This is a genomic window from Pseudobutyrivibrio sp. JW11, from assembly GCF_900115355.1.
GTDB classification, from domain to species: Bacteria; Bacillota; Clostridia; order Lachnospirales; family Lachnospiraceae; genus Pseudobutyrivibrio; species Pseudobutyrivibrio ruminis.
On the sequence record NZ_FOWB01000009.1, the window covers coordinates 42,410 to 63,145 of the forward strand.

A 20,736-nucleotide genomic window follows, 5' to 3' on the forward strand; every position below is an offset into this window, starting at 1 on the left:
TATTGGAGACAAAATGACAATTCCAAGAATAATGATTGCTGCGCCAAATAGCGGCTCCGGCAAAACTACAATTACATGTGGATTGCTACAAGCTCTGAAAAATGCAGGGAAGAATCCCTGCTCATTTAAGTGCGGTCCGGACTACATTGATCCTATGTATCACAGGCAGGTTCTTGGCATTTCGGCTGGCAATTTAGACACCTTCTTTACGGATAAGCAAAAGACGGTTTCTATTTTTGCTGAGGAGGCCGAAGGCGACATCGCTGTTATTGAAGGAGTAATGGGGTTATTCGACGGAGTTGGTGGCATACAGGAAATGGGCTCCAGCTATGATGTTGCTCATGCCATGGAATGTCCAATTGTTCTTGTGGTTGATGCCCGAGGAGCAGGCAAATCAGTGCTGGCTCAGATAAAGGGCTTTTTAGATTACGATAAATACAATCTGATAAAGGCAGTAATCCTGAATAAAACATCGCCAAGCTTTGGCAGGATTTTAAAGCCACTCATCGAGGAGGAGCTTGGAATAACATGTCTTGGAGTGATGCCTAATGACAGTCAGATTCTTGTTTCAAGCAGGCATTTAGGATTAGTTCTTCCAGAAGAAATTCCAGGCTTAAAAGAGCAGCAAAACAAAGAGGCTGAGCTTTTAGCGGAAAACATTTCTATGGATGAGCTTTTGAAAATAGCTGGTGATGCTAATGAATTGGTTGAAAAGGATAGCCATGGTGAAATAGAATATAACGTAAATACGAATCCTATAAGACTGGCTGTGGCAAGAGATGAAGCTTTTTGTTTTTACTACAGAGAAAACCTCAGGATGCTTCAAAAAAATGGCGTTGAATTGGTAGAGTTTTCACCTCTAAAAGATAAGTCTCTTCCAGAGAATATATCAGGCTTGTTGCTAGGAGGCGGATATCCGGAAAACTATCTTGAACAGCTTTCGGCAAATACTCAAATGAAGGCTTCTATTAAAGAAGCACTGGAGTTTGGAATACCTACACTGGCAGAGTGTGGCGGATTCATGTATTTGTTAGATGAAATACAGGATAAGGAAGGCGTAAGCTTTCAAATGGTTGGCGCATTAAAGGGGAAGGCTTATTGGACTGGGAAGCTGGTTCGATTTGGCTATGTTACAATCGATGATAATAGTGGTATGGAAATAAAGGGGCATGAATTTCACTATTATGATACAGATAATAATGGTGAGGATTGCGTTGCTACAAAGCCTACCGGAAGCAGGTCTTGGGCATGCATTCATCATAAAAATGGAAGTTACATGGGCTTTGCTCATTTGTACTATCCATCAAATCCTAAGTTCGTATCAAATTTTGTGGAGGCTATGAAAAATTATGGGAGAAACTAGATTTTTAATTGACGACATTCTTGAAAACAAAATTAAGCTAGAACCAGTCAACAAAGATGCTTTTGCAAAAATGAAAAAGGAATGGGACAGAGTTTCAAAGCCAATTGATAGCTTTGGAGCTTTCGAGAATATCCATTCAAAAATTGCTGCAATTCAAGGCTTTGAAAGTCCAGATTTATATCATATGCGTCTTGTCGTGTTCTGCGGAGATCATGGTGTCGTTGAGGAAGGCGTTAGCCAGACAAGCCAGGATGTTACACGTATCTGTGCCACTAATATTGGCAAAGGGCTTACAACTGCTGGCACAATGGCAAAATCTCTTGGTATAGATGTTGTATCTGTTGATGTGGGAATAAACAGTCCAAAGGAAGTTCCCTACACATTAAATAGACGAGTTAAATATGGAACATGCAATTTCCTAAAGCAACCGGCAATGTCAGTGGAAGAATTCTGTCGTGCTGTTCAGGTTGGTATGGACCTTGCCAAGGAAAGCAAGGAACAAGGATTTACATGTCTTCTTGTGGGAGAAATGGGAATTGGCAATACCACATCGGCTGCTGTAATGGCAGGGTATTTGCTTGATTTAAATGCAGAGGCTGTAACCGGTCGCGGGGCAGGTCTTGATGATGAAGCCTTCAGCAAGAAGCGTGCAGTAGTTTCTATGGCGCTTTCAATGTACAGTGGATTATCACCAGTAGAAATCTGCAGTAACTTTGGCGGATTGGAGTTGGCTGCAATGACAGGTATGATTTTAGGCAGCGCCCTCTACAAAATCCCGGTTATTTTGGATGGTATGCTCAGCATGGTTTCTGCTTTAGTGGCAGACAGACTTCTTGATAACACAAAGGATTACATGATTCCTTCTCATATCAGCAAAGAGCCAGTTGCAATGAAGCTTGCATCTAAGCTTTCTTTGGAGCCAGTCATCGATGCAAAGATGGCGGTTGGCGAAGGGGCAGGTGCAGTGATGGTAGTGCCAAGTCTTCGTCTTGCAGATGTAGCTTTTCATGATGCACTTAAATTCGGTGATTCCGGAGTTGATCAATACGAAAACTTTTCAGAGGCAAAATGATTACATTAGTTTATGGTGGAAGCAGTAGTGGTAAATCTGAATATGCAGAGAACCTTGTTTGCTCCACAGGATATAAAAATAAATATTACCTTGCGACTATGAAGCACAGTGATGATGCTAAGGATAGAATCATGCGTCACAGAAATCTCAGGCAAGGCAAAGGCTTTGTAACTTTAGAGCATGATGTGGATATCGTAAATGCCATATCTGAAATCGACAGCATTGACTCGGGAGATTTCTCTACAAACAAGGCTGACTTAGATGGAGAAATAGTTCTACTGGAATGTATGTCTAATCTGGTGGCCAATGAAATGTTTAGAGATGGCGAGATTAATTCAGCAGATGCTTGCGTCGCCAAGATACTTTCTGATGTGAAGGAGCTTGAAGAATGCGTTTCTTCCCTTGTGATTGTTACAAACAATGTATTTGAAGATGGCATATCCTATGACGTTGGTACAAAAGAGTACTTAAGAGCGTTAGGTGCTATCAATCGAAAGCTTGCTGCAGTTGCAGAAGAAGTATACGAAGTAGTTGTAGGAATAGGAATAAGATTATGAAAATTATAAAAGCATTTATTGTGGCTTTTTCCATGTATTCGAGAATACCAATGCCAAAGTTCAATTGGGAATCAGAGGATATGAAATATCATCTGATATTTTTCCCATGGGTAGGAGCTGTAATTGGTGGGCTTGAATATTTACTATATATTTTCTATGAGACACATCAGATTCCAAGCCTTGTGATGGCGTTGCTTGCAATCGCCATTCCGTTGGGGGTAACAGGTGGCTTTCATCTGGACGGATTCATGGATATGGAAGATGCCATGAGTTCATGGCAAACCAGGGAGAAACGCTTAGAGATTTTAAAAGACCCTCATATTGGAGCCTTTTCTGTAATTAACGTAATTACGGTAGGGATACTTTTTTTGGCAATGATTTTATTGATGTCAAAAGAAGCATTTACAATTTGGTGTTTTAGTTTTTTTGTTTCAAGAGCATTAAGTGGCATCTGTGTTGTTCGCTGCAAAAAGGCAAAGGAAGATGGATTGCTACACACAGAAGCTAAAACTGCAAGTGATAAGGTTGTTTTTGTAGCATTACTTATTCAGCTTATCTTAGTTATTTTGTTTAGCATATATTTAAATCCTTTATATGGCATTTTTATGGCAATAATGGGAATTGAAATAGCAATTATAGATATGAGAAAAGCTAAAAGACTGCTAGGCGGCATAACCGGAGATGTTATGGGGTGGTTTGTTGTAAATGCAGAAGTTTTAATAGCTGTTGTTCTTGGCATAACAAGTGTTAATTGGTGATTATATGGTTTTAATAGTAGGCGGAAGCTATCAAGGGAAAACAGAATATGCCACAAGCAATTTTCCAAATTGCAGATTCTTTAATCAGCTTCATCTTTTTATTAAAAAAAGAATGGATGAAGGCATGGGACAGGAAGCTATTTTAAAAGAAATCTATGAAGCTATTTCAGAAGGCGACTGGGTTCTTATAGCAGATGAACTGGGAAATGGCGTTGTTCCAATGGATGAAAAGGATAATGAATGGCGTGAGGTTTCCGGACGCATTCTAATCGAGCTTGCAAAGGAAGCCGAAGAGGTCCACAGGGTAGTGCTTGGTATTGGTCAAAGGATTAAATGATGGATAGAACAATTACTCTTATTAGACATGGCCGTACATTAGGCAATCTCCAAAAAAGATATGTGGGTATTACTGATGAGGCTCTTAGTTCAGAAGGGGAACTTGAAATAAAAACAAGAGCTTATCCCAAAGCAGATATTGTTTTTTCGAGTCCTATGATGCGATGCCTTCAAACAGCAAAAATTATTTATCCAGATATGGAACCAATTGTAATTACGGATCTTAGAGAGACGGATTTTGGCAGATTTGAGGGAAAGAACTATCAGGAGCTTTCAGGAGATAAGGAATATCAATCCTGGATTGAATCTAATGGAGAAGCTCCTTTTCCTGGTGGAGAAAGCAGAAGCCAGGCTTCATCAAGAGCTATGAAGGGCTTTGAAAAGCTTTTAGTACAAAGCCAGGATTATGCAAACATTTCGGTTGTTGCTCACGGTGGCACAATCATGGCCATTTTAAGCAATATATTTGGGGGAGATTATTATTCATATCACGTAGAAAACGGCGAGGGATACACATTTGATTTATCACATGACGGCCTTTATAGTGGGCTTTGTACTAGACCTTTTAATAGGTGATCCTTATTGCTTGCCACATCCTGTAAGATGGATTGGAAAGCTGATTGATTACCTTACAAACAAACTCCTTAAGCAGGAGTACACATCTAAAAAGAAAAATAGAAATGGTTTGATTCTGGTTATTCTTGTAATTCTTGCTACGGTATTGATATCAGCCGCTATTTTAGTGGTTTCTTACACGATTAATTCATATTTTGGAATTATAATAGAATCTGTAATGAGCTATCAGTGTCTTGCTTCCAAGAGCCTCTATACTGAAAGTATGAAAGTATATCATGCTTTAAAGGAGAGAGGGCTTGAAGCTGGAAGAGAGGCAGTGTCTATGATAGTCGGACGAGACACAGCTTCTTTGGATGAAACTGGTGTGACAAAGGCTGCAGTGGAAACTGTGGCAGAGAACACATCAGATGGTGTGATTGCTCCGATGGTTTATTTAGCTATTGGTGGACCGGTTTTGGGTATGGCTTACAAAGCTATCAACACCATGGATTCCATGATAGGTTACAAAAATGACAGATTCTACGACTTTGGAAAATACGCTGCAAAGCTGGATGACATTGTAAATTATATTCCTGCTAGAATCAGTGCACTTTTGATGATTTTGTCCTGCCTATTTTTGGGGCCAGGCTATAGCATGTCAAATGCATTTAGGATTTTCAAAAGGGACAGATACAATCATGCCAGCCCAAATTCCGCACAAACTGAAAGTGCTTGTGCAGGAGCTCTTGGAATTAAGCTAGCTGGCCCAGCAAGCTATTTTGGAAAAATTGTAGAGAAGCCATTTATTGGAGATGGACTCAGAGCTGTAGAGCTTGAAGATATTAAAAGAGCGAATAAGCTGATGCTTGCTACATCGGTGGTTTGCGAATTATTATGTGTTGTTATTTTAGTTTTATTGTTGTAAGGAGATTTTGACATGCATGGAGGAGACATCTACAGAAACAACATACACTTCGACTTTTCAGTTAATATAAACCCTCTTGGAGTTCCTTCGGAGGTGCAATGGGTATTAACTGAAGCAGCATTACATGCTAATAAATACCCTGATATTTATCACGAGCAGTTAGCAAGGGATACAGCTGCTATATTTGATTTATTAGAAACCGAAGTTGTTTTTGGAAATGGTGCATCCGAATTGATAATGGCTATATGCCATACATTTACACCTAAAAAGGCTATGCTTTTAGCGCCTAGCTTTTCAGGATACGAACATTGTATTATAGGAGCAGCACCGGATTGTAATATTATTTATCATTACCTCAGAGAAGAGGATGATTTTGCAGTAAAGGAAGATTTACTAGATAAAATCAAGGATGAAAAGCCAAACATCCTATTTCTGACCACACCGAATAATCCTAATGGCTTGCTTATAGAAAAGACATTGCTGGATGAAATTATTTCCCTATGTGAAAAGCAGGGGACAGTAGTTGTAGTGGATGAATGTTTCTTAACACTTACAGGAAAAGAAAAGGAATTGTCATTGGCTTACAATATACGAAATTATAAAAATGTTATTGTGCTTAGAGCTTTCACAAAAACCTTTGCAATCCCTGGTGTAAGAATAGGCTATGCGCTTTGCAGACAATCATTAGCTGATGCAATTAAGAGGCATTTGCCTGAGTGGAATTTATCTATATTCGCCCAGATGGCTGGGGCCGAGTGTTTGAAGCATCAGGATTACATTTCAGAATCGGTTAGAATAATTAATGATGGAAGAACGTATTTATCTGCAGGACTAAGGGATTTAGGATTTAAAGTTTATCCATCAGATTCCAATTACATTCTATTCAAGTGTGATATATCAGATTTAAAAGAAAAGCTTTTAGAATTCAATATTTTGATCAGAGATTGCTCTGATTTTAATGGACTTACTAAGGGCTTTTACAGAGTTGCTATAAAGCAGCACAACGAAAACGAAGGGCTGCTTTCAGCAATAGAAAGTATAGTTAAGGGTTAACTATCAAGTTCCTTAATGTATTTTCTCATAGTGTTCATTACAAGCTTCTTATTGCCACTCCAAAGGGGTGCGATAAGGAGCTTTTTTGGTCCATCTCCAGTGAGTCTGTGAATAACTGTCTCCTTTGGAAGAACCTTGAGACATTCACCTACAACCTGGCAGTACTCCTCAAGTGTGAAAACATGAAAAGGATTCTCATTATAGATATCAGCAAGCTTTGTTCCAGTTAAAATATGAAGAAGCTGTAGCTTTATTCCAAATAAAGCAGGAGAGAGCTGGCTCAAGTATTTTACAGATTCAATCATGTCATTTGTGGATTCTCCTGGAAGGCCCAAAATCACATGGACTACAACTTTAAGTCCTGCATCAGTAAGTCGTTTGTATGCATCTTCAAATACATTTAACTGGTAGCCTCTGTTAATGTATCTAGCTGTATCTTCGTGGATAGTCTGTAATCCCAGCTCTACCCAAACTTCCTTTTTCTGATTTAGCTTACCTAAAAAGGCTATCATTTCATCAGAAAGACAGTCTGGACGAGTTCCAATAGATATGCCAACGATATATGGAAAGCTGATTGTTTCTTCAAAAAGCTTCATTAAGCGTTTTTCATCACCATAAGTGTTAGTGAAGGATTGAAAATAGGCTATATATTTTCGCTCAGACTCTGGGATTTTAGTTGATATTTTTTGATCCACCCTAGATTTGGCTTGGATAATCTGTTGCTCTATGTCTGTATTATAAGAGCTGGCAAAATCACCTGAGCCTCCTTCAGAACAGAAGATACATCCACCGGTGCTAATTTTTCCGTCTCTGTTAGGGCAGGAGCAGCCAGATGAAAGTGACAGCTTGTAGATCTTTGTATTGTATTTTTCCTTTAGATAATCAGATAAACTTGTATATTCCATACTCTGATTTTATAAAGTTAAGTGGATTCTTTCAATAAAAATAGACAAGTAAGCGAAAAAATAGGAACTTAAACGTTTACGAAACTTTTACGAAACTATTGACAGCGAATCAATTGCATGCTATCTTACTGTCTTGTAGTGTGTAACTTGTAACCAATCAAGGCACGAACTATGCATAAACTTATTGTATTTATGTGGGTTCGTGCCTTTTTCTATGCCCATAAATCCTCAAATGTTGCCAAATTGGTGATTTGAGATTCATTAAAAGGCTCATTCACATAGATACGGGAAAATGTATAGTGAAAAGGAGTACTTTAAATGAAAGACAAAATTTTTGCAGTATTGCAGCGTGTTGGTAGATCATTCATGTTGCCAATCGCAATCCTTCCAGTAGCAGGTTTGTTACTTGGAATCGGTGGTTCATTCACAAACGAGACAATGCTTGAGACTTACCACCTTACAAAGGCATTAGGCCCTGGAACAGTTGGAAACGCTATTCTTACAGTTATGTCTGATGCAGGTAATATCGTATTTGCTAACTTACCAATCATCTTTGCTATCGGTGTTGCAATCGGTATGGCAAAGAAGGAGAAGGAAGTAGCAGCTTTAGCAGCAGCAATTGCATTCCTTATCATGCATGCTTCAATCGGCGCTATGATTACAATTCACGGTGGCCCAGAGGCACTTCTTGAGGGTGCAACAACTTCAGTTTGTGGTATCACTTCATTACAGATGGGTGTATTCGGTGGTATGATCGTAGGACTTGGTGTTGCTTCACTTCACAACAAGTACTATAAGATTCAGCTTCCACAGGTATTATCATTCTTCGGTGGTACAAGATTCGTACCTATCGTTTCAGGTTTGGTATACACATTAGTTGGTATCGTAATGTTCTTCGTATGGCCATTCGTACAGCAGGGTATCTACGCAGTAGGCGCTGTTGTTCTTGATTCAGGTTATTTTGGAACATGGGTATACGGTCTCATGGAGAGACTTCTCATCCCATTTGGTCTTCACCACGTATTCTACCTTCCATTCTGGCAGACAGCTGTTGGTGGAACATTAGAAGTTGGTGGACAGGTAATCGAAGGTGCACAGAACATCTTCTTTGCGCAGCTTGCTGATCCTACAGTTGATCACTTCGCAGTATCTGCAACAAGATTTATGTCAGGAAAGTTCCCACTTATGATTTTTGGTCTTCCTGGAGCAGCTCTTGCTATGTATCGTACAGCTCTTCCAGAGAAGAGAAAGGAAGTTGGTGGACTTCTTCTTTCAGCAGCACTTACATCTATGCTTACAGGTATCACTGAGCCAATCGAGTTTACATTCTTATTCGTAGCTCCAGCTCTTTACGGTATCCACTGTGTATTTGCAGGTGCAGCATACATGCTTATGCATATGTGCGGTGTTGGTGTTGGTATGACATTCTCAGGTGGTCTTATCGACTTAACACTTTTCGGTATTCTTCCAGGCAATGCTAGAACAAGCTGGATTTGGGTACCTATTGTCGGAGTAGGTTATTTTGTAGTATATTATTTCTTATTTAGCTTCCTTATTAAGAAGTTTGATCTTAAGACACCAGGTAGAGACGCAGAAGAGGAAGTTAAGCTTTACAGACGTAGTGATTACAATGCAAAGAAAGAGTCAGTTTCTGATGAGACTTCTGCAAAGATCACAAACGGTCTCGGCGGCAAGAAGAACATCTCTGATGTTGACTGCTGCGCTACAAGACTTCGTTGTACAGTTTTCAAGCCAGAGCTTGTAAACGATGCTTTACTTAAGAGCACAGGTGCTTCAGGTGTAGTTCACAAGGGTAACGGCGTTCAGATTATTTACGGACCACACGTTACAGTTATCAAGTCAAATCTTGAAGATTATCTTGAGACTGCTCCAAATGAAGAATATAATGGGGCTAACGAAGCGGTAGCTGAAGAGGCTAAGGCAGAAGAGACAGCTGAGCCAACAGGAAAGCTTGTTAAGACAGTAGTTCTTGGCAGCCCACTTACTGGTACAGCAGCTGATTTATCAGAGACTCCAGATGAGGTTTTTGCACAGAAGATGATGGGTGATGGCGCTGTTATCACACCAGCAGATGGAAAGGTTTACGCTCCAGCTGATGGTACAGTTGTATTCGTATTCGATACAAATCACGCAATCGGATTCAAGACAGATGATGATGTAGCTATGCTACTTCACTTTGGTATTGATACAGTTAAGCTTAAGGGCGAAGGCTTTAACGTACTTGTTAAGGCTGGACAGCAGGTTAAGAAGGGTGATGTATTGATGGAAGCTGATTTAGATTTCATCTCAAAGAACGCACCTTCAATCGCTACTCCAGTTCTTTGCACAGAGCTTAAGAGTAATCAGAAGCTTCGTCGTATCGGCGATGGTTCAATTAAAGCAGGAGAGGATTTACTCGCAGTAGACTTTTATGAGTAAATGTATTTAGGAGATCAGATGTATAGAGTTGAAAAAGTTCTAAATCACAATGCGCTGATTGGCATCTTGGATAATACGACCCAAGAGTACCTTATTATGGGCAAGGGAATTGGCTTCGGCAAGCATGTTAGTGAAACGATAGAAGTATCAGAAGAACATAAAGTTTATTCCTTGAAAGAATCTACCGAACGTGGTGGAAAAAAGGAATTAGCAACTAGTATTGACCCTGTATATCTTGAAATCGCAAATGAGATTCTGGACAGAGCAGAGGCAGCATTTAAGACAATCGACAGAGACGTTATGTTGCCTTTGGCTGACCACATTGAATTTGCCGTTAAACGTAGCAAAAACAATGAGCAACTTAGAAACCCCTTAACGGACGACATTAGAGTTTTGTTCCACGCTGAATTTAAAGTGGCAGAAAACGCTAAAGGTCTTTTGAAGGAGCGTCTTGACGTAGAGCTTACTGACGACGAAATCGGCTATATAGCTTTGCATATACATTCATCTATTATGGATCAGGCAGTTTCGTCTGCTATGCAAATGGCTGAGGCTGTCCGAGAATGTGTCACCATGGTAGAGAAAGAAACGGGAAAAAAGATAGACACAACTTCATTGTCCTATAATAGGTTGTTGAATCATATAAGATACATGATTGCCCGAACTATGAATGGCGAGGTGATTAAACTTGATATGAACGATTATATCAACGCCTCTGCTGCTAATTCATTTAAGATGTCTCAGAAGATATGTAAAGAGCTAGGAAAGAGCTTGGGGAAAGAAATTCACCAGGCGGAAATCGGGTACTTAGCAATGCATATCGAAAGAGTCGCTCTTGATGAAATGAACTAGATACTTTAGGTTGCCTAGAAATAGGCAACCTTTTTTTGTATCCATTTTCCAAAGAATATATAAATAATTGCACACAATTAATACAATGATAACTATAGAACTTTTCACAATTCTGTGCTATTATATTTCGTTAGTGGGTTTATAATATATTCTTTGGAAAAGAGAGGTTTTTAATATGACAAAGATTGATATAATTTCAGGATTTTTAGGTGCAGGAAAGACTACTTACATCAAGAAAATGCTTGAAGAGGCATACAAGGGTGAGAAAGTAGTTCTTATTGAAAATGAGTTTGGTGAGGTAGGTATCGATGGTGGCTTCCTTAAGGATGCTGGTATCACTATTTCAGAGATGAACTCAGGATGTATTTGCTGTTCACTGGTTGGTGACTTTGATAAGAACTTACACGAGGTTCTTGAGAAGTTCTCTCCAGACAGAATCCTTATCGAGCCATCAGGCGTAGGTAAGCTTTCAGATGTTATGACATCTGTTATCAAGCTTGAGGAGACAGCAGATGTTAAGCTTACAGGTCTTGTTACAGTTGTTAATGCACTTAAGGCTTCAAAGCAGATGAAGGCCTTTGGTGAGTTCTTCAACAACCAGATCGAGTTTGCTACAACAGTTGTACTTTCACGTTCACAGACAGCTACAGAAGATCAGCTTGAGTTCTGTGTAAAGCAGATTCAGAAGCTTAATTCAAAGGCTGCTATCATTACAACTCCATGGGATGAAATCTCAGGAGAAAAGCTTCTTTCAGTTATGGAAGGACAGGACAACCTTGCTTCAGATATGAAGCATCTTGCAGAGGAAGCTCACGAGCATGAAGAGGAAGAGCATGAGCACGAGCATCATCATCACGATCACGACCATGATCACGAGGAGCACGAGCATCATCACGACCATGACCATGATCACGAGGAGCATGAGCTTCACCATCATGAGCATGATGAGAACTGCACATGCGGTTGCCACGATCATGATCACCATCATCACCATGCTGATGAAGTATTCGATACATGGGGAATAGAGACTCCTCACAAGTTCGAAAAGTCTACAATCGAAAAGGCTATGAAGGCATTTGCTGAAACAACAGACTACGGTACAATCATCCGTTCAAAGGGTATGGTTGAGGATGTTAACGGTGGTTGGATTTACTTCGACTTCGTTGACGGTGAATACGAGCTTAGAGCTGGCGAGCCAGACTACACAGGACGTCTTGTTGTTATCGGTGCAGATGTTGATGAGCACAAGGTTGAGGAGCTTTTCGGTCTTTAATCAGTAGTTCGTTAGATTTAGTTAATAGAGGTTAATATGGCAAAAGATATACCAGTTTATGTCTTCACTGGATTTATGGATAGTGGAAAAACTACCCTTATCCAGGAGACATTATTTGAAAATGACTTCACTCAAGGTGGAGACGATAAAATCCTCATTTTGTCTTGTGAGGATGGAGATGTTGAATATGACATCGAAAAGCTTAGGACTATCAATGCAAAGGTTGCTACAATAGAATCTGAGGATGAGTTCAATCTTGAAAATCTTACAAAGATTTCAAAGGAATATGATCCAGATGTAGTTTTCCTTGAGTACAACGGCACATGGGGTGTGGATCACATTTATGATGAGCCACTTCCAGAAGGATGGGTACCAGCACAGTCACTTGCTACTGTTGATGCAACTACATTTGAAAACTACCTTAATAACATGCGTACCATGATGATGGAGCAGCTTTTTAAGGCAGAAGTAGTTATCTTTAACAGATGTAATGATGCTACACCAAAGTCTAAGTTCCGTGGACAAATCAAATCAATGAACAGACCAGCACAAATCGTTTATGAGCGTGCAGATGGATCAATTGATGATTCACCAGAGGAGTTGCCATTTGATTTAAATGCAGATGTAATCGAGATTTCTGATGCTGATTATGCTTTGTGGTTTATGGATTGTATGGATTCGCCAAAGAAATACGATGGCAAGACAATCCACTTCACTGGTTTAGTTTACAATCCAAATGATGGCAAGCTTAGAAGAGATGTATTTATTCCAGGTAGATTTGCAATGACATGCTGTGTTGAGGATATTCAGTTCCTTGGCATGAAGTGTAAGTGGGATAAGGCATCTACTTTAGGCCACAGAAGCTGGATTGATATTACAGCTACAATCAAAGTAGAATTCGCAAAAGAATACAAAGGAAAAGGCCCTGTTCTCTATCCGGTATCGGTAGAGCCTACAGAAAAGCCAGAAGACGAATTGGTTTATTTTAGTTAAATATAGTTACAGTCAATGTAACCCCACACAACATTCATAATAAAGTCAATTATCTATGATGTGTGGGGTAATCTTTTGCATAATAATAATTTTAAATATTTAAACTTTTATAAGCACAAATTTGCTTTAGCACTTTACAAAGCTAAAGAAATGATATACATTATATAGAAATGTGAAAAGGGAAGGAGTCTATTTTATGTATCAAATCTTAAAGAAGGAAATGCTTTCAGATAAGATTTACCTTATGGTAGTAAAAGCCCCTAGAGTTGCTTCAGGATGTCTACCAGGTCAGTTTATCATTGTTAAAATTGATGAAGAAGGAGAAAGAATTCCTCTTACAATATGTGATTACGATAGAAACGAAGGCACAGTTACTATTGTATTCCAGACAGTTGGTGCTTCAACTGAGCGCATGGCTTTACTTAACGAAGGAGATGCATTTGATGATTTCGTTGGTCCTTTAGGTCAGCCTTCAGAGCTTTGCATCGAGGCAAACCTTGAAGAGACAAAGAAGAAGAAAATTGTATTCATCGCAGGTGGTGTTGGAACTGCACCAGTATATCCACAGGTTAAGTGGCTCAAGGAGCATGGTGTTGATTCAACAGTTATTATTGGCGCTCGTACAAAGGATATCCTTTTCTACGAGGATGAGATGAGAGCAGTAGCTACAGAGCTTTATCTTGCTACAGATGATGGAAGCTATGGATTCCACGGTAATGGTTGCCAGCAGCTTCAGGCTCTTATTGATGCAGGAAAGAGCTTCGACCATTGTGTTGCAATCGGTCCTATGATTATGATGAAATTTGTTTGCCTCCTTACAAAGGAGCTTGGCATCCCTACAGTTGTATCTATGAACCCAATCATGGTTGATGGTACAGGTATGTGTGGTGCTTGTCGACTTGTAGTTGGTGATGAAGTTAAATTCGCTTGTGTAGACGGTCCTGAGTTTGATGGTCACTTAGTTGATTTTGATCAGGCTATGGCTCGTTCTAAGCAGTACAAGACTGAAGAAGGAAGAGCTCTTCTTAAGCTTCAGGAAGGCGACACTCATCACGGTGGATGTGGAAATTGCGGAGGTGACAAATAATGGCAGATATGATGGTTAGAGTACCTATTTCTGAGCAGGATCCAAAGGTTCGTGCTACAAACTTTGATGAGGTATGTCTTGGATATACAGAGGAAGAGGCAGTTGCTGAAGCAAGCCGTTGCTTAAACTGCAAGAATCCTAAGTGTGTAGGCGGATGTCCTGTTTCTATCAATATTCCTGCATTTATCGAGCAGGTTAAGAATCGTAACTTTGAGAGAGCATACGAAATTATTTCTGAGTCTTCAGCACTTCCTGCAGTATGTGGCCGTGTATGTCCTCAGGAATCACAGTGCGAAGGTCAGTGTGTTCGCGGAATCAAGGGTGAAGCTGTAGCAATCGGTAAGCTTGAGCGTTTCGTCGCTGATTGGGCTAGAGAAAACGGCATCAAGCCAAAGAACACATCTACTCCAAATGGTCACAAGGTTGCAGTTATTGGTTCAGGCCCTTCAGGTCTTACAGCAGCTGGTGATCTTGCAAAGGCTGGATACGATGTTACTGTATTTGAAGCACTTCACGAAATGGGTGGTGTATTAGTATACGGTATTCCTGAGTTCCGTCTTCCAAAGGACAAGGTTGTTAAGGCTGAGGTTGAGAACGTAAAGGCTCTCGGCGTTAAATTCGAAAAGAACGTAATCATTGGTCGTTCTATTACAATTGATGAGCTTATTGAGCAGGAAGGCTTTGAAGCTGTATTTATCGGCTCTGGAGCAGGTCTTCCAATGTTTATGCATATTCCTGGCGAGCAGGCAAACGGAGTATTCTCTGCTAACGAATTCCTTACAAGAAACAATCTTATGAAGGCATTCAAGGAAGGCTATGACACTCCAATCGCTCGCGGAAAGAAAGTAGTAGTTGTTGGTGGTGGTAACGTAGCAATGGATGCAGCTCGTACAGCACTTCGTCTTGGAGCTGAGGTACACGTTGTATACCGTCGTAGCGAAGCAGAGCTTCCAGCAAGAGCAGAAGAAGTACATCATGCAAAGGAAGAAGGCGTAATCTTTGATCTTCTTCAGAATCCTGTAGAAATCCTTGTCAACGAGGAAGGTGCAGTTCGCGGATGCAGGATTATCAAGATGGAACTTGGTGAGCCAGACGCTTCAGGTCGTCGCAGACCAGTAGAAATCCCTGGCAGTGAGTACGAAATCGATTGTGACACAGTTATCATGTCACTTGGTACTTCACCAAACCCACTTATCTCCAGCACAACAGCTGGACTTGATACAAACAAGAAAGGCTGCTTAATTGCAACAGAAGATGGCGCAACCACAAAGACTGGCGTTTACGCCGGTGGTGATGCCGTAACTGGTGCCGCAACCGTAATCCTTGCTATGGGAGCCGGCAAAACAGCCGCAGCTGCCATCGACAAGTACTTCCAGTCAAAATAAACTCAAATTCCCATGCCCCTGGTAACCCCAGGGGCATTTTTGCACCCCGCCATAGTATATTTACCGCTAGCCCGGCCCTGCCCATCTATCGGCCCTGCCACCCAGGCCCCTGCACGATTTTGCGAAGATTATAGATTTTCTTAGTGGGCAAAGGGAGCTTTTAGCAGGTGTCCTTTCACTGGTTTTGCAATGCGAAGCCAATGTATGTAGAGGGCAGACATGTATAAACACATTATTATCTCCACACAAATTTAGGATAATTGAGCTCATACTCCGTTTGCCAAGAAAATAAGAAAGGGACTCCCGATTGGGAGTCCCTGTTGTTTTTGTAGTGAAAACAGTTCTTAGTCGAACTGTCCAAAGGCGTACTTGAAAAATGAAACTGGTTCAACGCCTTCCTGCTTCTTTCTTGCGCAGTATTTTTCGTAATCAGCATACACGCTGTACATTTGGAATGATACTTCTTCGAACATTCTAATTTCCTCCTAAAATCTCTCTTTATCTTTGTTACAGCAGATATATTAAACCCATATTTGTCATTTGTCAACAAAAACAATTTGAAGATATTGTGAAAATTGTATAAACGGAATTGTATTGAGATAGTTTCCAGACTTTAGTATAATTTAGCTATAGGAAACTGAATATATAAATTATAGTTTTTGGGAGTTTATGATGAACGAACGAATATTAGAGGGAGCCTTAAAGGTTTTCAGAGAAAAAGGTCCGAAATTTACAATGGATGATATTGCTTCAGAAATGAAAATGAGCAAGAAAACCATTTATACGATTTTCACAGATAAGAATGAGCTTATGTGTGAGATGATGAATTTTGCTTTTGACCTTATTAAAGAATCAGAGGATAAGATTTATTACGATAATAGTCTTACTAGAATAGAGAAGATTCGCAGCATTTTGTCTGTTTTGCCTGAGTCGTATTATGGCTTCGAGTATACAGCGATGCATCAGTTGGCTACAAAGTATCCTAAGGCATACGAGATTATGCAGGAGAGACTGGATAGCGGCTGGGACAAGACACTTGATCTTTTGCGAGGCGGCATTGCTGAAGGCGAAATTAGAGAAATAGACTTAAGTATTTTCAAGCTTATGTATGAAGCTTGTGTTGAACAGCTTTTAATGGGGGATTTCCTTCAGGGAAGTTCAAAAGATTATCCAACAGCTTTGGCGGAAGTTGTTGATGTAATGGTAGACGGTATAATTGTAAAGGGAAAATAATAAATGGCACAAAGAGTTTATTTAGACAGAAAGTGGAGATTTAATGAAAAATTTGATGAGGAAATGATAAGCCTGCCTATGAAGGAAAGCACGCTTATCAATATTCCTCATACTGTAAAAGAGACACCTTTTTCATATTTTGATGAAGGTATCTATCAAATGGTTTCAGCTTACCAAAAGAGCATTTTTGCTCCTGCTCAGTGGGCTGACAAACTTCTTATTCTTACATTTGAAGCAGTTGGACATTGCTGTGACGTCTATATCAATGGTCGTCATATGAAGCATCATGAGTGTGGCTATACAGCATTTTCAATTGATGTATCAGATGTTCTTAATTTTGGCGAAGAGAACCTTATCACAGTAAAGGTTGATTCCAGAGAAAGTCTTAACCAGCCTCCATTTGGTTATGTAGTTGATTATATGACTTATGGTGGTATCTATAGAGATGTTTATTTCGAAGTCAAAGAACAAACCCATTTTAAGAGCCTGTTTGTTCAGCCTTCATTGCTTGAGCGAGTTTCTACAAGCAAGAGAACTCCAAAGCAAATCAAAATGATGAAGGTTCAGGGTATTCTTAAAACTGAATGTATCCTTTCTGAAAACATTTACGAGCTTGCTGTTGATGAGCATGTTTTTATTAAGCAGTATTTAGACGAGGATTTGTTGATATCTCAGCCTGTTGGTGGCCTTGAAAAAGTAGAGGATGGATATCTACTGAATCTTACAACAGCACCTACTACTGTTAAGCTTTGGGATGTTGAAAGCCCACATCTATATCAGATTAAGACACAGCTTGTTATTGATGACAATGTTGTAGATGAGCATGTTGAAACTATCGGTTTCAGAAGCTCAGAATTCAGAAAGAATGGCTATTACCTAAACGGCAGAAAGCTAAAGCTTAGAGGATTAAACAGACATCAGTCATATCCTTATGTTGGATATGCAATGCCAGAGTCTATGCAGCGTTTGGATGCAAAGATTCTAAAAGAAGAATTGGCACTTAATGCTGTTCGTACTTCACATTATCCTCAGTCACATTATTTCATTGATGAATGTGACAAATTAGGATTGCTTGTATTTACAGAGATTCCTGGATGGCAGCACATTGGTGATGCTGATTGGAAAAACATCGCTGTAGAAAATACAAAGGATATGGTTCTTCAGTATCGCCATCATCCTTCAATAATCCTTTGGGGTGTACGTATAAACGAATCTCAGGATGATGATGAGTTCTATACTAGAACAAATGAGGTGGCTCACAAATATGACCCTACACGCCCTACAGGCGGCGTTAGAGCCCATGCAAAGAGCTCGTTGCTAGAAGATGTCTATACATACAATGATTTCGTTCATTCAGGCGCTAACAAGGGCTGCTCGAAGAAGTCAGATATCACATCAAACGATGAAAAGCCTTATTTGGTTAGTGAGTACAATGGTCATATGTACCCAACAAAGACTTTCGATGCGGAGGAGCACAGACAGGAGCATGCAATGAGACATGCAAATGTTCTTGATGCCATTGCTGGAGAGCCTGATATTGCAGGTTCATTTGGATGGTGCATGTTTGACTACAACACACATAAGGACTTCGGTTCCGGCGATAGAATCTGTTATCACGGTGTAATGGATATGTTTAGAAATCCAAAGCTTGCAGCTTCAGTGTATTCAGCTTTTTCAGAGATGGACACTGTGCTTGATATCACTACAAGCTTTGATATCGGCGAGCATCCAGCCTGCAACAGAGGAAAGTCATACATCATTACAAATGCAGATTCTGTAAAGATGTACAAGAACGATGTGCTTATTAAAGAATACTTCCCATCAGATAGCAAATATGAAAACCTCAAGCATGGTCCAATTCTCATTGATGACTTTGTTGGTGATGCAGTAGAGCAGGATGGAGAATTCACAAAGGGACAGGCAAAGCTTATTAAAAAGGCTTTAAATGATGTTACACTTGGAGGATTCAAGATCACACCATCACTTGCTTTGACAGCATTTAGACTAGTTGTTTTCCATCATGTAAGCCCAAGCAAAGCGGTGCCAATTTACAACAAGTTTATTGGTGACTGGGGCGGAGAATCTAGAGAATACAAATTCGAAGCTATCAAGGATGGTCAGGTAGTTAAGACTGTTAAAAAGGCAGCTGTTACAAAGGCGCATATTAATGCCAAAATCAGCCATACACTTTTAACAGAGCTTCACACATATGATGTGGCTCAGGTTCGCATCACAATAGCTGATCAAAATGACAATCAGCTGTATTTCTTTGGTCAGCCGGTTTCTTTTGAGGTTGAGGGGCCTTTTGAGATTATCGGACCAAAGGTGGTATCACCAATGGGGGGTTCCACAGGAGTATATATCAAATCTATAGGTGAAGATGGAGACGGAAAGCTTACAATTTCATGTGATGGATTGGAGCCAGTTGAAATCGGTATATCTGCAGAATGTTTAATTAATTAAGGGGTAAAAAGATGCAAGACAAAAGTAAAGTAATTTTTGGAAACGTAATCTCAGATAAGGATTACAAAAAAGCGTGCAAAACAAAAGAAAAGAACATCAAGAAATATGGTGATGATTCAAACGTGGATTACAATATCGTAATTGCGAAGAATGATCACATTGGAAATTCTCTTGGTGTATATGACGTTCTCTTAAAGGACGGCGAATCAAAGGAAGCTTTTGATACTGAGAAGGGTGTTATCGTTGGTAATATCCGTATGGGATTTGGTCATTATCGTATTTCCATGGCTATGGCATCAGCTGCAAAGTCTATGGGCTACACACCATATTGGATGGATTTAAATGGCTATCCACAGACTACCTGCACAAAGGTTATCAGCGCTCAGAATGATTTGTATTCACTTGGTTCAAGACTTTCAAAGAACAAGCTTTTCAACAAGTTTATTTGGGAGCCAGCAAACTATGAGTGGTTTAGAAAGCTTTCTTACAACTCTTCAGACCAGAAGAATGCTGAGCTTATGGCTACAGTTTACAAGAATGTTCCAAAGGAGATTCCTGTTATCGGAACACATGCATGGCCAGCTCAGGCTGCTGTACATGCAGGGATGAAGTATGTTGTAAATGCTATTCCAGACAACTGGCCAATGGCCCTTCATTTTGCTGAAGGAGCAGTTCATGCTATTCAGTGTAAGAATGCATATATGGGATACAGAATCTGCAACGGTATGGCAGGAGATGCAGTTTGCAAGCCAATGCCAAATGATTCTTTAGTATACACAGGTCACTATATTGACCACGAGCTTGTTTCAAATATCGAAACAGATTGCCAGGCTCGTCTTGATAGAAAGAAGAATGGCAAGCCAATGCGTTTCCTTCTTACAATCGGTGGCGCTGGTGCACAGAAAGAAATCTTTGCAGCAATCATCAAGTATTTATTGCCAGAGATTAAATCACATCGTGCAGCTTTATATGTAAATGTTGGCGATTACAAGAATGTATGGGATGATTTGATGGCAGAAATCCCTCAGATGAAGGATGTAGTTACAGAGCACTTCAATGAGTTTGATGCTACAACAAAGTTCGCTGAGGAAGCTTTGACAGGTGATGTTGAGGGAATCCACGGATTCTATCACGAAAACATTTTTGAAGCAGTTTACTGCACAAACTTACTTATGCGTAGCTGCGATGTACTTGTTACAAAGCCATCAGAGCTTGCGTTCTATCCAGTACCTAAGCTTTTCATTAAGCGAGTTGGAAAGCACGAGATGTGGGGCGCTATTCACTCAGCAGAAATGGGTGATGGAACACTTGAGTGTAGAGACATTCCTCATACACTTCAAATGATAGATTTATTTATGCAGGACGACAGACTTCTTACAGATATGTGTGAAAGCATCAAAGTTAACAAGACTATTGGGGTTTATGACGGTGCTTATAAGGTCGTTGAGCTTGCCATGGGGCTTAAGAATAAGAACTAATTAGGAGGA

The 20,736-nt window shown here is 40.0% G+C and carries 19 protein-coding genes; 17 read left to right on the forward strand and 2 right to left on the reverse strand.

All coding sequences use genetic code 11. The features are described 5' to 3' along the window. Window positions 1-13 precede the first annotated feature (13 nt). Genes BM102_RS09200 through BM102_RS09235 form a run of 8 tightly spaced genes read left to right on the forward strand, consistent with a single transcriptional unit; the run spans window position 14 to window position 6,619 of the window. On the forward strand, window positions 14-1,363 hold the full coding sequence (locus BM102_RS09200; RefSeq protein ID WP_090481274.1) for a cobyrinate a,c-diamide synthase: 1,350 nt from the start codon (window positions 14-16) through the stop codon (window positions 1,361-1,363). After that, the gene (locus BM102_RS09205; RefSeq protein ID WP_090481277.1) at window positions 1,350-2,435 is read left to right on the forward strand and encodes a nicotinate-nucleotide--dimethylbenzimidazole phosphoribosyltransferase; all 1,086 of its coding nucleotides are present in this window, start codon (window positions 1,350-1,352) and stop codon (window positions 2,433-2,435) included. Before BM102_RS09200 ends, BM102_RS09205 begins: the two co-directional genes overlap by 14 nt. Next, window positions 2,432-2,992: a bifunctional adenosylcobinamide kinase/adenosylcobinamide-phosphate guanylyltransferase gene (locus BM102_RS09210; protein ID WP_090481280.1), complete on the forward strand. Its 561-nt coding sequence runs from the start codon at window positions 2,432-2,434 to the stop codon at window positions 2,990-2,992. The genes BM102_RS09205 and BM102_RS09210 overlap by 4 nt, the downstream gene beginning before the upstream one ends. Further along, window positions 2,989-3,750 carry an adenosylcobinamide-GDP ribazoletransferase gene (locus BM102_RS09215; protein ID WP_090481283.1) on the forward strand — a complete coding sequence of 254 codons (762 nt, stop codon included), beginning with the start codon at window positions 2,989-2,991 and terminating at the stop codon, window positions 3,748-3,750. Before BM102_RS09210 ends, BM102_RS09215 begins: the two co-directional genes overlap by 4 nt. Before the next feature lie 4 nt (window positions 3,751-3,754). Next, window positions 3,755-4,087 (forward strand): bifunctional adenosylcobinamide kinase/adenosylcobinamide-phosphate guanylyltransferase, encoded by a 333-nt coding sequence (locus BM102_RS09220; protein WP_090481286.1) that lies wholly within the window; start codon window positions 3,755-3,757, stop codon window positions 4,085-4,087. Further along, a complete protein-coding gene (locus BM102_RS09225) occupies window positions 4,084-4,662 on the forward strand; it encodes a histidine phosphatase family protein (RefSeq protein WP_242942922.1) in 579 nt (192 codons plus the stop codon). The genes BM102_RS09220 and BM102_RS09225 overlap by 4 nt, the downstream gene beginning before the upstream one ends. Further along, a complete protein-coding gene (gene cbiB / locus BM102_RS09230) occupies window positions 4,604-5,566 on the forward strand; it encodes an adenosylcobinamide-phosphate synthase CbiB (RefSeq protein ID WP_044937694.1) in 963 nt (320 codons plus the stop codon). Before BM102_RS09225 ends, cbiB begins: the two co-directional genes overlap by 59 nt. Before the next feature lie 12 nt (window positions 5,567-5,578). Further along, entirely contained in the window at window positions 5,579-6,619 is a 1,041-nt protein-coding gene (locus tag BM102_RS09235; protein ID WP_090481291.1) for a pyridoxal phosphate-dependent aminotransferase, read from the forward strand. Here the strand turns inward: BM102_RS09235 and BM102_RS09240 are convergent. Next, window positions 6,616-7,524: a tRNA modification radical SAM protein MnmL/YtqA gene (locus tag BM102_RS09240; RefSeq protein ID WP_090481295.1), complete on the reverse strand. Its 909-nt coding sequence runs from the start codon at window positions 7,522-7,524 to the stop codon at window positions 6,616-6,618. The two genes, BM102_RS09235 and BM102_RS09240, sit on opposite strands and share 4 nt — an antisense overlap. 318 nt (window positions 7,525-7,842) lie before the next feature. Here BM102_RS09240 and BM102_RS09245 point away from each other — a divergent pair, with 318 nt between their 5' ends. The 6 genes from BM102_RS09245 (at window position 7,843) to gltA (ending at window position 15,553) form a co-directional block, all read left to right on the forward strand. Then, entirely contained in the window at window positions 7,843-9,963 is a 2,121-nt protein-coding gene (locus BM102_RS09245) for a PTS sugar transporter subunit IIABC (RefSeq protein WP_033154356.1), read from the forward strand. 18 nt (window positions 9,964-9,981) lie between these two features. Next, window positions 9,982-10,815 (forward strand): PRD domain-containing protein, encoded by an 834-nt coding sequence (locus BM102_RS09250; protein ID WP_044937940.1) that lies wholly within the window; start codon window positions 9,982-9,984, stop codon window positions 10,813-10,815. A 175-nt stretch (window positions 10,816-10,990) separates the two neighbouring features. Continuing rightward, window positions 10,991-12,088 (forward strand): CobW family GTP-binding protein, encoded by a 1,098-nt coding sequence (locus BM102_RS09255; protein ID WP_090481299.1) that lies wholly within the window; start codon window positions 10,991-10,993, stop codon window positions 12,086-12,088. A gap of 36 nt (window positions 12,089-12,124) precedes the next feature. Next, window positions 12,125-13,081: a TIGR03943 family putative permease subunit gene (locus tag BM102_RS09260; RefSeq protein WP_090481302.1), complete on the forward strand. Its 957-nt coding sequence runs from the start codon at window positions 12,125-12,127 to the stop codon at window positions 13,079-13,081. 196 nt (window positions 13,082-13,277) lie between these two features. Then, complete coding sequence (locus BM102_RS09265) at window positions 13,278-14,168, forward strand: sulfide/dihydroorotate dehydrogenase-like FAD/NAD-binding protein (RefSeq protein ID WP_090481305.1); 891 nt, start codon at window positions 13,278-13,280, stop codon at window positions 14,166-14,168. Then, window positions 14,168-15,553, forward strand: a complete 1,386-nt coding sequence (gene gltA, locus BM102_RS09270) for an NADPH-dependent glutamate synthase (protein ID WP_090481308.1) — start codon at window positions 14,168-14,170, stop codon at window positions 15,551-15,553. Before BM102_RS09265 ends, gltA begins: the two co-directional genes overlap by 1 nt. A 344-nt stretch (window positions 15,554-15,897) precedes the next feature. On the opposite strand, the gene BM102_RS14590 is transcribed toward gltA, so the two are convergent. Further along, window positions 15,898-16,026 carry a hypothetical protein gene (locus tag BM102_RS14590; protein ID WP_256377539.1) on the reverse strand — a complete coding sequence of 43 codons (129 nt, stop codon included), beginning with the start codon at window positions 16,024-16,026 and terminating at the stop codon, window positions 15,898-15,900. Between the two features lie 199 nt (window positions 16,027-16,225). On the opposite strand from BM102_RS14590, the gene BM102_RS09275 reads away from it, so the two are divergent. From BM102_RS09275 to BM102_RS09285, 3 genes are read left to right on the forward strand one after another with little or no spacing between them, the layout of a single operon-like run. Beyond that, entirely contained in the window at window positions 16,226-16,786 is a 561-nt protein-coding gene (locus BM102_RS09275) for a TetR/AcrR family transcriptional regulator (protein ID WP_177194948.1), read from the forward strand. A 3-nt stretch (window positions 16,787-16,789) separates the two neighbouring features. After that, window positions 16,790-19,249 carry a glycoside hydrolase family 2 protein gene (locus BM102_RS09280; RefSeq protein ID WP_090481314.1) on the forward strand — a complete coding sequence of 820 codons (2,460 nt, stop codon included), beginning with the start codon at window positions 16,790-16,792 and terminating at the stop codon, window positions 19,247-19,249. 11 nt (window positions 19,250-19,260) lie between these two features. Beyond that, window positions 19,261-20,727, forward strand: coding sequence for a DUF6937 domain-containing protein (locus BM102_RS09285; protein ID WP_090481316.1), 1,467 nt, complete (start codon window positions 19,261-19,263; stop codon window positions 20,725-20,727). Window positions 20,728-20,736 lie beyond the last annotated feature (9 nt).

Excerpts from the sequence above, each read along its gene's own strand:
- BM102_RS09200 (WP_090481274.1), top strand. The coding sequence starts at position 14 with ATGACAATTCCAAGAATAATGATTGCTGCGCCAAATAGCGGCTCCGGC.
- BM102_RS09205 (WP_090481277.1), top strand. The coding sequence starts at position 1,350 with ATGGGAGAAACTAGATTTTTAATTGACGACATTCTTGAAAACAAAATT.
- BM102_RS09210 (WP_090481280.1), top strand. The coding sequence starts at position 2,432 with ATGATTACATTAGTTTATGGTGGAAGCAGTAGTGGTAAATCTGAATAT.
- BM102_RS09215 (WP_090481283.1), top strand. The coding sequence starts at position 2,989 with ATGAAAATTATAAAAGCATTTATTGTGGCTTTTTCCATGTATTCGAGA.
- BM102_RS09220 (WP_090481286.1), top strand. The coding sequence starts at position 3,755 with ATGGTTTTAATAGTAGGCGGAAGCTATCAAGGGAAAACAGAATATGCC.
- BM102_RS09225 (WP_242942922.1), top strand. The coding sequence starts at position 4,084 with ATGATGGATAGAACAATTACTCTTATTAGACATGGCCGTACATTAGGC.
- BM102_RS09235 (WP_090481291.1), top strand. The coding sequence starts at position 5,579 with ATGCATGGAGGAGACATCTACAGAAACAACATACACTTCGACTTTTCA.
- BM102_RS09240 (WP_090481295.1), bottom strand. The coding sequence starts at position 7,524 with ATGGAATATACAAGTTTATCTGATTATCTAAAGGAAAAATACAATACA.
- BM102_RS09245 (WP_033154356.1), top strand. The coding sequence starts at position 7,843 with ATGAAAGACAAAATTTTTGCAGTATTGCAGCGTGTTGGTAGATCATTC.
- BM102_RS09250 (WP_044937940.1), top strand. The coding sequence starts at position 9,982 with ATGTATAGAGTTGAAAAAGTTCTAAATCACAATGCGCTGATTGGCATC.
- BM102_RS09255 (WP_090481299.1), top strand. The coding sequence starts at position 10,991 with ATGACAAAGATTGATATAATTTCAGGATTTTTAGGTGCAGGAAAGACT.
- BM102_RS09260 (WP_090481302.1), top strand. The coding sequence starts at position 12,125 with ATGGCAAAAGATATACCAGTTTATGTCTTCACTGGATTTATGGATAGT.
- BM102_RS09265 (WP_090481305.1), top strand. The coding sequence starts at position 13,278 with ATGTATCAAATCTTAAAGAAGGAAATGCTTTCAGATAAGATTTACCTT.
- gltA (WP_090481308.1), top strand. The coding sequence starts at position 14,168 with ATGGCAGATATGATGGTTAGAGTACCTATTTCTGAGCAGGATCCAAAG.
- BM102_RS14590 (WP_256377539.1), bottom strand. The coding sequence starts at position 16,026 with ATGTTCGAAGAAGTATCATTCCAAATGTACAGCGTGTATGCTGATTAC.
- BM102_RS09275 (WP_177194948.1), top strand. The coding sequence starts at position 16,226 with ATGAACGAACGAATATTAGAGGGAGCCTTAAAGGTTTTCAGAGAAAAA.
- BM102_RS09280 (WP_090481314.1), top strand. The coding sequence starts at position 16,790 with ATGGCACAAAGAGTTTATTTAGACAGAAAGTGGAGATTTAATGAAAAA.
- BM102_RS09285 (WP_090481316.1), top strand. The coding sequence starts at position 19,261 with ATGCAAGACAAAAGTAAAGTAATTTTTGGAAACGTAATCTCAGATAAG.